This window comes from Ruegeria sp. ABV3_008 (assembly GCF_056161185.1).
The window spans coordinates 72,652-84,248 of sequence record NZ_JBSWYP010000006.1 but is presented as its reverse complement, the minus strand read 5'-3'; the positions used below and the strand labels follow the sequence as shown (position 1 = coordinate 84,248).

Here is an 11,597-nt window from a genome sequence, read left to right as displayed (position 1 = left end):
CTAGACCGTAACTGGCGTTGTTGGCCGCGCGACCTCTTCCTATCTGCTCGCTGTATCCAAAAGGAACACAAAATTTGCCGGGGAATACGCCTCGGTCTGAAAGGAAAGAAAATGGCACATACTGCAACACTCACCCCCTCGACCTTCAATTTCGGCGCACGCGTTTCCGCACTTATTGAACGCATCAAAGTCGCGCGGGCTCGGGCTGCCGAATACCAGCGGACCTACTCCGAACTGCAGCGGCTCAGCAATCGCGAGCTGGACGATATCGGAGTCCGTCGCTGCGATATCGCTGATATTGCGCACAAGCACGCTTACTGCGCCTGACCTACCCCACCACTCACACGCGAAGAGGCGTCCTTCTGGGCGTCTCTTTTGCGTTTGGCGGGCCACGCATCCACGCGCCACTTGCAACGCGGGCCACAAAGCTGTAGAGCGCCCCGGTGGCATTGCGTCCACGAGAATCAAAACCAAGAAACGCCGTGTTTGGCCCATCACGCTTCGGGGTCACTTCCGGCTTAGGAGAAGCGATATGAAACTGAACGAATTGCGCGATAACCCAGGCGCCGCACCGAAACGGACCCGCGTTGGCCGTGGTCCGGGCTCCGGCAAGGGTAAAATGGGTGGCCGTGGTATCAAAGGTCAGAAATCCCGTTCGGGTGTGGCCATCAACGGCTACGAAGGCGGCCAGATGCCGCTGTACCAGCGTCTTCCCAAGCGTGGCTTCAACAAGCCGAACCGCAAGGAATTCGCCGTTATCAACTTGGGCCTGATCCAGAAATTCGTCGACGCCGGGAAGCTGGACACATCGGCTGCGATCACCGAGGACGCTCTGGTTGCCTCGGGTCTGGTTCGTCGCAAGCTGGACGGTATCCGCGTTCTGGCGAAAGGCGAAGTTAGCGCCAAGCTGAACCTCGAAGTGACAGGTGCTTCGAAAGCTGCCGTTGAGGCAGTTGAAAAAGCGGGCGGCTCACTGACGGTCACAAAAGCTGCTGCGGCAGAGTAAGCGCTTGTGAGCGGGCGAAGACCCGCTTACATAGAGCACTAAGTTTTCCCAGACGCCGCCCGAGCCGGAAAACGGTTCTGGGCGGTGTTTTCATAAGAGAGACCGATTTATGGTATCAGCAGCAGAACAAATGGCAGCCAACACAAGCTGGTCTGCCCTTGGCAAAGCCACCGATCTGCGCAACCGCATCCTGTTCACACTGGGTTTGTTGATCGTTTATCGCCTTGGCACTTTCATTCCGGTGCCGGGCATTGACGGACAAGCGCTGCGTGAATTCATGGAGCAAGCGGGGCAAGGCATCGGCGGTATGGTTTCGATGTTCACCGGCGGGGCGCTGGGTCGAATGGGTATCTTTGCCCTCGGCATCATGCCCTATATCTCGGCCTCGATCATCGTGCAGCTGCTGACTTCTATGGTTCCCGCGCTCGAGCAACTCAAGAAAGAGGGAGAGCAGGGGCGCAAAAAGATCAACCAATACACCCGTTTCGGTACTGTGGCGCTGGCCACCGTGCAGGCCTATGGTCTGGCCGTTTCGCTGGAATCGGGCGACCTGGCGACCGATCCGGGCTTGTTCTTCCGCATGTCGACCATGATCACTCTGGTCGGCGGTACCATGTTCCTGATGTGGCTGGGTGAGCAGATCACTGCGCGCGGCATCGGCAATGGGATCTCTCTGATCATCTTCGTCGGTATCATCGCCGAGGTTCCGGCCGCTCTGGCTCAGTTCTTTGCCTCGGGTCGTTCGGGCGCAATCAGCCCGGCCGTGATCGTTGGTGTGATCCTGATGGTCATCGTCGTGATCACCTTTGTGGTGTTCATGGAACGGGCCTTGCGCAAGATCCACATTCAATACCCGCGCCGTCAGGCCGGTATGAAGGTTTACGAAGGCGGCTCGAGCCACCTGCCGGTCAAGGTCAACCCGTCGGGCGTTATCCCCGCGATCTTTGCCAGCTCGCTGCTGTTGCTGCCGGTTACGATCTCGACCTTCTCGTCGGGTGCGGCCAACGGTCCGGTCATGTCGTGGCTGCTGGCGAACTTTGGTCCGGGACAGCCGCTCTATCTGCTGTTCTTCGCGTCGATGATCGTGTTCTTCGCGTATTTCTATACGTTCAACGTCTCTTTCAAACCGGATGACGTGGCCGACAACCTTAAAAAGCAGAACGGTTTTGTGCCCGGCATCCGCCCCGGCAAGAAAACCGCCGAGTATCTCGAATACGTGGTCAATCGCGTTCTGGTGCTGGGTTCTGCCTACCTCGCGCTGGTCTGTCTGCTACCAGAAATCGTTCGGAACCAGTTTGCCATCCCGTTCTACTTCGGTGGCACCTCGGTTCTGATTATCGTCTCTGTAACCATGGACACGATCCAACAGGTTCAGAGCCACCTGTTGGCGCACCAATATGAAGGGCTTATCGAAAAGTCCCAACTGCGCGGCAAAGGCAAGAAACGCGGCAGAAAGGGAGCTGCTCGTCGATGAATATCATTCTGCTTGGCCCCCCGGGTGCCGGTAAAGGTACCCAGGCGCGTCATCTGGTCGAAACACGCGGCATGGTGCAGCTCAGCACTGGTGATATGCTTCGCGAGGCCAAGGATAGCGGCACCGAGATGGGCAACCGTGTGGCCGAGGTTATGGCCAAAGGGCAGCTTGTGACCGACGAGATCGTGATCGGCCTGATCCGTGAAAAGCTGGACGCAGGCGCAGAGGGCGGTTTCATCTTTGACGGCTTCCCGCGCACACTGGCACAGGCCGACGCGCTGGGTGAGTTGCTGGACAGCACCAGCAATAGCCTGGATGCCGTGATCGAGATGGAAGTCGACGACGCCGCTCTGGTCGAACGGATCACCGCGCGCTCGACATGTGGTGGCTGTGGCGAGGTCTACAACGACATCACAAAGCCGATTCCTGCGGACGGCAAATGCTCCAATTGCGGCAAAGAGAATGACTTCAAGCGCCGCGCGGATGACAATGAGGAAAGCCTCAAGACCCGCTTGATGGAGTACTACAAGAAAACCTCACCGCTGATCGGCTACTATTATGCCAAGGGTCAACTGACCAAGATCAACGGTCTGGGCGAAATCGAAGAGGTTCAAGGCGCGATCGAAGCTGCCCTGAGGTAACATATCTTGACAATTGAATGCGTGCGTTTGACGAGGTATCACTTCGGCCAACGCGCGCATTTTTCGTTGGGAGATAGCTATGAGCCTATCGCTTAAAACGCTTGCGGCGACGTCCGCTCTGACTATGGCAGCAATCGGTGCTTGTGCAGAATCGACGCCGGTGACCATCGACAACTTTGTCCGTGCGGCGACAGATATCGAATTTCGGAAGTACCTAGCGCAGTCGGGCGGCGTCAACACGCTGTTTCATGTGCGCGAGCCTACACCGCTGGATATGCAGCCGACGATCCGCATGAACCGGGATACGCTCTATAGCATGGCCGTCGTCGATATCTCGGATGGCGCTGTGCTGACCGTGCCGGAGACCTGGGATCGCTATGTCTCGGTGCAGGTGGTCAATCAGGATCACTACGTCAATGATGTGTTTCTGGGCGGTGGCACTTATGAGCTGACGGTCGACAAGTTCGATACGCCCTACGTGGCGCTGTTGTTTCGATACCTCGTCGACTCGGAGGACCCCGCAGATGTAGCCGAAGTGACCGCGTTGCAGGACGGGGTCACGCTGCAGGCCAATTCCGCGCGTCTTTTCGACGAAGCGCATTACGACAAGGATGCGTTTGAAGAGGTGTTGAGCGCCGCGTTGGAGCTTGCCCGTTTCTCGCCAGACAGTACTGGCACATTCGGTTCGAAAGAGACGGTTGACCCTGTGCGCCACCTTCTGGGAACAGCGTTCGGCTGGGGTGGCTTGCCAGAGGCGCAGGCCTTCTATCTGAACGTCGAACCTGGACTGGAGCTGGGAGCGTACAAGCTTGAAGTTCCCGCAAAGGTGCCGGTTGGCGCGTTCTGGTCGGTCAGCCTGTATAACGCGGCGGGGTTCTTTGAAGAGAACGGTCTGGGTGTCTACGTGATCAACTCGGTGATGGGCGACAGTAACCCGGATGCGTCGATGACGGTTCATTTCGGTGGTTGCGACGACGGCCGTGTGAATTGCCTACCGATCATGGAGGGATGGAACTATACCGTGCGTCTCTACCAACCCGCGCCCGAAGTGATCGACGGGAGCTGGACCTTCCCTGAAATCGAGCTTGCGGAGTAAATCAGGATCAATATGCGATCTGCGCTTGACGCGCGGGTCGCGCGACACTAATTGACGCTATCTCGGAAGAGAATCGAATTGTGCGCGGGTATTCCGTTCACATGATCATATCATAAAATGCTGAGCCCTCTGGCGACACTGCCACGGTTAGGCGTTGTGAAAAAAGGTTCTGGAGTTACGGAACCGCAACGAAAAGGAAAGTGACACGTGGCACGTATTGCCGGCGTAAACATCCCGACTGCAAAGCGGGTACCAATCGCCCTCACATATATCACCGGAATCGGCAACACCTCGGCCAAAGCGATCTGCGAAGCCGTGGGCATTGAAGCGACCCGTCGCGTCAACGAACTGTCCGACGCCGAAGTTCTGAAAATCCGCGAATTCATCGACGAAAACTTCACCGTCGAAGGTGACCTGCGTCGTGAAGTTCAAATGAACGTCAAGCGCCTGATGGATCTGGGCTGCTACCGCGGTCTGCGTCACCGCCGCAACCTGCCGGTTCGCGGTCAGCGCACCCACACCAACGCTCGTACCCGCAAAGGCCCCGCAAAGGCCATCGCTGGTAAGAAGAAATAAGGGAGGGTCTGACTTATGGCACGTGATAAGACTCGCGTTAAGCGCAAAGAGCGTAAGAACATCGCATCGGGCGTCGCCCATGTGAACTCGACCTTCAACAACACCAAGATCCTGATCTCGGACGTACAGGGCAACGCCATTTCGTGGTCGTCTGCTGGTACAATGGGCTTCAAAGGGTCTCGGAAATCGACACCCTACGCCGCTCAGATGGCTGCAGAAGATGCAGGAAAGAAGGCGCAGGAACATGGCGTCAAGACGCTAGAAGTCGAAGTTCAGGGCCCCGGATCGGGTCGTGAATCGGCTCTGCGTGCACTGGCTGCCGTGGGCTTCAACATCACGTCGATCCGCGACGTGACTCCGATCGCTCACAACGGCTGCCGCCCGCCGAAGCGCCGCCGCGTCTAAGCGATTTTGAATTCAGCTGGGGCTGCGTTTTTGCGCGGCCCCAGCATGTCATTTTGAACCTCGGGCGTCTGCACCTTGTTGGTCATGGGGCGCGGACAGGAATGGAGGGATTACATGATCCACAAGAATTGGGCAGAATTGATCAAGCCGACCCAGCTGGACGGCAAGCCGGGCAACGACCCTGCGCGTCAGGCAACCCTGGTTGCTGAACCGCTGGAGCGTGGCTTTGGTCTGACACTGGGCAACGCGCTGCGCCGCGTTCTGATGAGCTCGCTGCAAGGTGCGGCCATCACCAGCGTTCAAATCGACAACGTCCTGCACGAGTTCTCCTCGGTTGCGGGCGTACGTGAAGACGTCACCGACATCATCCTGAACCTCAAAGGCGTATCGCTGCGCATGGAAGTCGAAGGCCCCAAGCGCCTGTCGATCAATGCCAAAGGCCCCGCAGTTGTCACCGCTGGTGACATTAGCGAAAGCGCGGGCATCGAGGTTCTGAACCGTGATCACGTCATCTGCCACCTGGATGATGGCGCCGACCTGTTCATGGAACTGACCGTAAACACCGGCAAGGGCTACGTCTCGGCTGAGAAGAACAAGCCTGAAGATGCACCCATCGGCCTGATCCCGATCGACGCGATCTACTCGCCGGTCAAGAAGGTTGCCTATGACGTTCAGCCGACCCGTGAAGGTCAGGTTCTGGACTATGACAAGCTGACCCTGAAGATCGAAACTGATGGCTCGATCACTCCGGAAGATGCACTGGCCTATGCGGCTCGTATCCTGCAGGATCAGCTATCGATTTTCGTCAACTTCGACGAGCCGGAATCGGCTGGCCGCCAGGACGAAGACGATGGTCTGGAGTTCAACCCGCTGCTGCTGAAAAAAGTCGACGAGCTGGAGCTGTCGGTCCGTTCGGCAAACTGCCTGAAGAACGACAACATCGTTTACATCGGCGACCTGATCCAGAAGACCGAAGCCGAGATGCTCCGCACTCCGAACTTCGGCCGAAAGTCGCTGAACGAGATCAAAGAAGTGCTGTCCGGCATGGGTCTGCACCTCGGCATGGATGTCGAGGATTGGCCGCCCGACAACATCGAAGATCTGGCGAAGAAATTCGAAGACGCGTTTTAAGCGCGTCTTCCCAAATGCCCGGGATTTCCGGGGACAATACGGGCACTTCCGCCCCAAGGAGAGCCGGTGACACGCATCGCCGGCCAGACAAAGCAAAACGCAAGATAGGAACTGAAAAATGCGTCACGCACGTGGTTACCGCCGCCTGAACCGTACTCATGAGCACCGCAAAGCTCTGTTTGCAAACATGGCAGGCTCGCTCATTGAGCATGAGCAAATCAAAACAACTCTGCCCAAGGCAAAAGAACTGCGCCCGATCATCGAAAAGCTGGTCACTCTGGGCAAGCGCGGCGACCTGCACGCTCGTCGTCAGGCCGCAGCACAGCTGAAAGAAGACAAAGACGTCGCAAAGCTGTTCGAAGTTCTGGGCCCCCGTTACGCGGAGCGTCAGGGCGGTTATGTCCGCATCCTGAAAGCTGGCTTCCGCTATGGCGACATGGCCCCGATGGCGATCATCGAATTCGTTGATCGTGACGTCGACGCCAAAGGCGCGGCTGACAAAGCCCGCGTTGCAGCCGAAGAGGCCGCAGAAGAATAAGAAAGCCTACAGCTTTCAAAAAAGAACTCCGTGTCCTCGACGCGGGGTTTTTTTGTTTTGCGCATTTGCAAACTGCTTGCATCGGCGCGACCAAAATAGGCTTTCTCATACAGCGACCAGCTTGCCGTCTCGCAATTCCAGTCTGTCCGGGGCAAGCGCATCGCGAAATGCAGGAGAATGGCTGACCAGTAGGATAGCTTGAGGCAGAGATTGCAGGATTTCGAGCAACCGCGCCTCGTTTTTAGTGTCCAGCGCATTGGTCGGCTCATCCAGCAGCAGGGCCTGTGGCTCCATCGCCAGAACCGTTGCCAGCGTGATCAGACGCTTTTCCCCGCCTGACAGTTTATGCGTGGTTCGTTCCTTCAGATGCATGAGGTCGAGATCGCGGAGAACGCGATCCACGATTGCCAAGGCCTCGTCGCGCGTCTTGCCGAGGTTCAGTGGACCAAAGGCAATGTCCTCGGCCACAGTGGGACAGAACAACTGGTCGTCGGGGTCCTGAAAGACAAGGCCGATATGGCGGCGCACGTCATGGAAATCGGCCTCGGCCTGCCTTGGTTTGCCAAAGACGGTCACCATACCCGAGGACGGTCGCTGCAGACCAAGTGTGATACGTAGAAGCGTGGATTTCCCGGCCCCGTTCGGGCCGGTCAGTGACAGGCGTTGTCCGGGCTCCAGCCGCAGGTTTGCGCCGTTCAGAACCGGTGCTTGTCCGGGATAGGCAAAGCAGATGTCGTCCAGCGCGATGAGTGTCATGCGAATTCCACTAGGATCAGGGCGAGGCAGAGGCCTCCAAACCCGGCAGCAAAGACAATATCCCGGCGGGTCAGGCTATAGTCTTGCAGCAACAGCATCTTGCCTGAAAACCCCCGACATTTCATCGCGCCGAGGATGCGCTCGGACCGTTCGATTGCCCGGACCAGCATCATCCCGACCAGGTAGCCGAAGCTACGGTAGGTGTGCCAGTTGGTGCCGGGGCGGAAGCCTCGGACTTTCATCGCGGCGCGGAGGCGTTGATATTCCTCATGTAGGACATCGATGTAGCGGATGGTGAACATCAAAAGATGCACGAGTGTTTCCGGGCAGCGCAGCCGGTGCAGGGCGTGGCCCAGAGTGACAGGCTCCATTGTGCCGACCAGAACCATTACGGTCAGGATCACGGCGTTGGCGGTCAGCGCGATTTCCACGGCTTTCCAGAGCCCCTGCCAGCTGGCTGGAAACCCCCAGATGGTAAACATCGGGTCGCCGGGCATCGTGAAGGGCAGGAGGACCAGCATGAAGATGATGAAACTGTCCATCATCGCCATCCGCTTGAGCATTTTGTGCCAAGGCAGTCGGGATAGCACCAGTAGAGCCAGCGCGATCATCAACGCCGCCGCAAGCGCGGGCAGGGCGGATAGGGAGACCACAACGACCGCAAACAAAACAGACATGACGATGCGCACGCGCGGATCAAGCGAGGTAATCAACCCTCGTTGACCGATCGTGCCAGCCTCGGCCAGCGTCCGTTCCTGTAGTTCCAGTACGTGTGCCATCAGCCTGCGAGTTTCCTCCGCGCCGCGAGGTAGAAGCCCAGCCCGAAGAGGCCAAAGATGTATCCGATGCCGCCCAGAATGGTCTGGAGGTCGTTATGTTCGCGATAGGCGGCGATTTCCCGGCGCAGGGGGCGTATTTCGTCACGCACGGCGGCCGCAATGGCCTGACGTTCCTCATCGCTGAGGGAGGCCACTTTGACACCACCCGAGGCAGGCGCTGGCGACGCTGACGGCGTGTTCTGGACGGCGACGCCCATGATCTTGGCGACGTCCTCGACGGGCATGGTGACCTCGGCCACGTGACCGGCGCCAAGGTCGGCAAAGAAGGTATGGGCGACGGGTGCGGTGGGTGTGTAGATGAAGAACCCGTCGGCGTCGGTCGTGGCTCGACCCAGCTCGACCCCGTTTGGATCGGTCACGACGACCTCGGTATCGGTCGCCATGGTGCCGTTGGAGAAGCCGATTTCCCCTTCGATCGCATCGCCGGACGCAAAGACTCCGGCAATCACCTTATGGGCCAGCGCGGGCAGAGGGGCCGCGCATAGGGCCAGGATGAGCGCAATCTTTCTCATGTGGCGGGCCTTGTCAGGAACAGTTCAGGTTTGACTTTTCGCGCGAGAAGAACGGCAAATCCGGTCAGGACGGCCTCGACTATCATAACCGGGATGTGGGCAAAGAAGACCAGCTTGGCGGCAGGGAGGAATTCGTCCCCTGAAAGGGCCAATGAAATGCCCACCATGACGGTCGTGGCTGCAATGGCAAAGGCACCACCTATGCCACCCCAAATCGCTCCATGGACCGGCGAACCGCGCCCGATCAGGGGGCGGAACAGCAGCCCCGCCAGAACGGCCGGAAAGGCGATGTTAAGCGTATTGATCCCCAGCACCGTAAGCCCGCCGAAGCCGAAAAAGACTGCCTGCAGGAGCAGACCCACAAACAGGGCCGGGAAGGCGGCCCAGCCAAGCAAAAGCCCGGCCAGACCGTTGAGGATCAGATGCACCGACGACGGCCCAATCGGCACGTGGATCAGAGAGGCCACGAAGAAACTGGCCGCTAGCACCCCTGCTGTGGGGATGCGGTCCAGATCCAGCGACCTGAGGCCCATTGCGACCCCACCAGCGGCGGCAACGGCTCCGCCGATGACCACCGGGTTGGACAGGGCTCCGTCGACGATGTGCATCTGTGGTTACTCCATGTCCCAGGCGCGGATCCAGATCACCGCGTCCTGGCTCAGCTCTTTGCCTTCATGTTCGGTTTCAGGACCAGCGCCCAGGGCGGCAAAGCCCCAGTAACCAGCTTTCGGGACACCGAAGGAGAAATAGCCATTCGCGTCGGAAAGGGCGACAACAGCACCACCCGGCATCGGCGAAACAGTGGGATCGGACGAGGCTTGGCTGTCGAAACTGGGTTTGGCGGCCATATATTCGATCTCGATCTCAGCGCCGGCAACCGGTTCGCCATTTGCCAGAACCTGACCGGTGAAGGTCGAGCCTGCGATGATGTTGTAGGGCTTGTTCAGCGGTACGATCTCAGTCGCCAGACCTGCAGGGTTCATCCAATCGGTCGGCAGTTCGTTGCGGTTCAGGAACGCCTTGGTGATCTGCTGGATATAAATATCCTCGGCCTCTTCGTAGTAGGGCTGAGGCACAGTGACCATTACGTAGTCGCCCGAACGCTTGACCGGAACAGATCCCTGGAAGGCCGCACCTTCGTTCTCTGGGCTCGAAAAGCGGATGGGTTCCAGCGTGTCCAGCAGGTCGGTCTTTTCGCCGTTGTGGATCACATAGAATTCCTGCGGCTTTTCCAGATCCATGACATGGCCGTTTTCAAACGGGTGCCAGAAGATCAACTTGACCGGCACGTCGCCCGGTGCCTCGATCAGCGTGTCCGTGGTGTATTCCAGCAGAAAATGTGCGTGCGCCATCGCTGGAATCGCCAGCGCAGCAGCAGCCGTGCAAAACAGTTTCTTCACAAGGTCTTTCCTTCGTCCTTCGTGCCAACCCCGGCACGTTTCTTGCTTGATATCGAGGTGAACGAGACCATTTGCCCGAAAAGAGGGCATTGGCCCAATGCACACCCCGGCATCGGTGACACACCCCTTCCGAGGGTGTATATCCGGCAGGTCTCCTGACTTGCGGGTCAAAGCATGGGGCTGGCCTTCCCGGGTGGAACCCAGTGGCGTGTCAGCCCTGCTCACCGCCTACAGTTGCGGGGGCAGTTGCGGCATTGGGTGGATCAGAATTCCCCGCACCGCATTCCCTTTTCTCCGGCGAACCCGGAACCGGACATAAGGATGCTGATGACAGAGATTCCCATTACCGGTCAATCTCTATTTCAACCCTTAGCGATAACATCCTGTCGATAGGATCGGGTGTTCTTGTTCTGCCAACCGGGTATCGTTTTTAGCGAAGACGTGCTTGCAAGCGACGACCAGAGAATGCGCGCGTTTACAACGCAATCTGGACATCAGAATCAGATGGATGCATCCTGCGCGGCGTCAGACTCCGGCGTAGCGCGCTTGTGTTCGGCGCCCTATTCCCCACAAGCCCCGGAGGCCCAATGTCTGAGATCAAACAAGGCGACACAGTTCGCATCCACTATACCGGCACGCTGCTGGACGACACCGTCTTTGACAGCTCGGACGGGCGCGATCCGCTGGAATTCGTTGTCGGTTCGGGCCAGATCATTCCCGGCCTCGACAGTGCCATGCCAGGACTGGCGGTTGGCGACAAGAAACGGGTCGAGATTGCCTGTGTCGACGCTTATGGCCCGATCAACCCGGCGATGCGGCAGGACATCCCGCGTGAGGGTATTCCGGATGACATCCCGCTAGAGCCTGGAACCCAGTTGCAGATGCAGACCCCCGACGGTCAGGCGCTGCCTGTTACGGTTGTCGAAGCGAACGAGGCCACGGTGACGCTGGACGCCAATCACCCGCTGGCTGGTCAGGACCTGATTTTCGATATCGAGGTTGTCTCAGTGAACTGAAGGGTTGGGGGATTAGCCCCAAAGCCCGTCAAGCGCTGCGCGGACCTGCGGTTGCGTGAGGAACACGAACAAGACCAGCAATGTGGTCAGCGTCAAAAGCAGAACACGGGCGCGGGGGCTCAGGAACCCCGTTTTCCGTTTGGTCTGGGTGCCACGCGTATTGCTGGCAAGGATCTGGTCGGTTTTGCTCATGCCCATATCCCTGAC

Annotated in this window: 16 protein-coding genes and 1 riboswitch; of the genes, 10 read left to right on the top strand and 6 right to left on the bottom strand. The window is 58.4% G+C overall.

Translation table 11 applies throughout. The features are described 5' to 3' along the window. Positions 1 to 111: 111 nt before the first annotated feature. The 9 genes from ACXAH8_RS11995 (at position 112) to rplQ (ending at position 6,867) form a co-directional block, all read left to right on the top strand. Complete coding sequence (locus ACXAH8_RS11995; RefSeq protein ID WP_170472137.1) at positions 112 to 327, top strand: DUF1127 domain-containing protein; 216 nt, start codon at positions 112 to 114, stop codon at positions 325 to 327. A 205-nt stretch (positions 328 to 532) separates the two neighbouring features. Continuing rightward, positions 533 to 1,006 (top strand): 50S ribosomal protein L15, encoded by a 474-nt coding sequence (gene rplO / locus ACXAH8_RS11990; RefSeq protein WP_475218690.1) that lies wholly within the window; start codon positions 533 to 535, stop codon positions 1,004 to 1,006. 109 nt (positions 1,007 to 1,115) lie between these two features. Next, positions 1,116 to 2,480 carry a preprotein translocase subunit SecY gene (gene secY, locus ACXAH8_RS11985; protein ID WP_170555668.1) on the top strand — a complete coding sequence of 455 codons (1,365 nt, stop codon included), beginning with the start codon at positions 1,116 to 1,118 and terminating at the stop codon, positions 2,478 to 2,480. Beyond that, a complete protein-coding gene (locus ACXAH8_RS11980; RefSeq protein WP_475218688.1) occupies positions 2,477 to 3,121 on the top strand; it encodes an adenylate kinase in 645 nt (214 codons plus the stop codon). Before secY ends, ACXAH8_RS11980 begins: the two co-directional genes overlap by 4 nt. A 79-nt stretch (positions 3,122 to 3,200) precedes the next feature. Further along, the gene (locus tag ACXAH8_RS11975) at positions 3,201 to 4,217 is read left to right on the top strand and encodes a DUF1254 domain-containing protein (protein WP_475218686.1); all 1,017 of its coding nucleotides are present in this window, start codon (positions 3,201 to 3,203) and stop codon (positions 4,215 to 4,217) included. 207 nt (positions 4,218 to 4,424) lie between these two features. Then, positions 4,425 to 4,793 (top strand): 30S ribosomal protein S13, encoded by a 369-nt coding sequence (gene rpsM, locus ACXAH8_RS11970; protein WP_170377641.1) that lies wholly within the window; start codon positions 4,425 to 4,427, stop codon positions 4,791 to 4,793. A 15-nt stretch (positions 4,794 to 4,808) separates the two neighbouring features. Beyond that, positions 4,809 to 5,198: a 30S ribosomal protein S11 gene (rpsK, locus tag ACXAH8_RS11965; RefSeq protein ID WP_008757289.1), complete on the top strand. Its 390-nt coding sequence runs from the start codon at positions 4,809 to 4,811 to the stop codon at positions 5,196 to 5,198. 114 nt (positions 5,199 to 5,312) lie between these two features. Next, the gene (locus ACXAH8_RS11960) at positions 5,313 to 6,329 is read left to right on the top strand and encodes a DNA-directed RNA polymerase subunit alpha (RefSeq protein ID WP_170377644.1); all 1,017 of its coding nucleotides are present in this window, start codon (positions 5,313 to 5,315) and stop codon (positions 6,327 to 6,329) included. A gap of 118 nt (positions 6,330 to 6,447) precedes the next feature. After that, positions 6,448 to 6,867, top strand: a complete 420-nt coding sequence (gene rplQ / locus ACXAH8_RS11955) for a 50S ribosomal protein L17 (RefSeq protein WP_170334079.1) — start codon at positions 6,448 to 6,450, stop codon at positions 6,865 to 6,867. Positions 6,868 to 6,972: 105 nt separating this feature from the next. Here rplQ and ACXAH8_RS11950 read toward each other — a convergent pair whose 3' ends face one another. The 5 genes from ACXAH8_RS11950 to ACXAH8_RS11930 are packed head-to-tail and all read right to left on the bottom strand — an operon-like array spanning position 6,973 to position 10,374. Beyond that, entirely contained in the window at positions 6,973 to 7,623 is a 651-nt protein-coding gene (locus ACXAH8_RS11950) for an energy-coupling factor ABC transporter ATP-binding protein (RefSeq protein ID WP_475218683.1), read from the bottom strand. After that, positions 7,620 to 8,402, bottom strand: coding sequence for a cobalt ECF transporter T component CbiQ (gene cbiQ, locus ACXAH8_RS11945; RefSeq protein ID WP_475218681.1), 783 nt, complete (start codon positions 8,400 to 8,402; stop codon positions 7,620 to 7,622). Before cbiQ ends, ACXAH8_RS11950 begins: the two co-directional genes overlap by 4 nt. Further along, positions 8,402 to 8,974: an Ig-like domain-containing protein gene (locus ACXAH8_RS11940; protein ID WP_475218679.1), complete on the bottom strand. Its 573-nt coding sequence runs from the start codon at positions 8,972 to 8,974 to the stop codon at positions 8,402 to 8,404. Before ACXAH8_RS11940 ends, cbiQ begins: the two co-directional genes overlap by 1 nt. Beyond that, positions 8,971 to 9,582 carry a cobalt transporter CbiM gene (gene cbiM / locus ACXAH8_RS11935; RefSeq protein WP_170659879.1) on the bottom strand — a complete coding sequence of 204 codons (612 nt, stop codon included), beginning with the start codon at positions 9,580 to 9,582 and terminating at the stop codon, positions 8,971 to 8,973. The genes ACXAH8_RS11940 and cbiM overlap by 4 nt, the downstream gene beginning before the upstream one ends. Positions 9,583 to 9,588: 6 nt before the next feature. Next, a complete protein-coding gene (locus tag ACXAH8_RS11930) occupies positions 9,589 to 10,374 on the bottom strand; it encodes a DUF4198 domain-containing protein (protein WP_475218675.1) in 786 nt (261 codons plus the stop codon). 128 nt (positions 10,375 to 10,502) lie between these two features. Beyond that, a riboswitch (cobalamin riboswitch) is annotated at positions 10,503 to 10,703 on the bottom strand. Positions 10,704 to 10,961: 258 nt separating this feature from the next. Here ACXAH8_RS11930 and ACXAH8_RS11925 point away from each other — a divergent pair. Then, entirely contained in the window at positions 10,962 to 11,390 is a 429-nt protein-coding gene (locus tag ACXAH8_RS11925) for an FKBP-type peptidyl-prolyl cis-trans isomerase (protein WP_475218673.1), read from the top strand. A 12-nt stretch (positions 11,391 to 11,402) separates the two neighbouring features. Here the strand turns inward: ACXAH8_RS11925 and ACXAH8_RS11920 are convergent, their stop codons facing one another. Continuing rightward, complete coding sequence (locus ACXAH8_RS11920) at positions 11,403 to 11,582, bottom strand: hypothetical protein (protein WP_475218671.1); 180 nt, start codon at positions 11,580 to 11,582, stop codon at positions 11,403 to 11,405. Positions 11,583 to 11,597 lie beyond the last annotated feature (15 nt).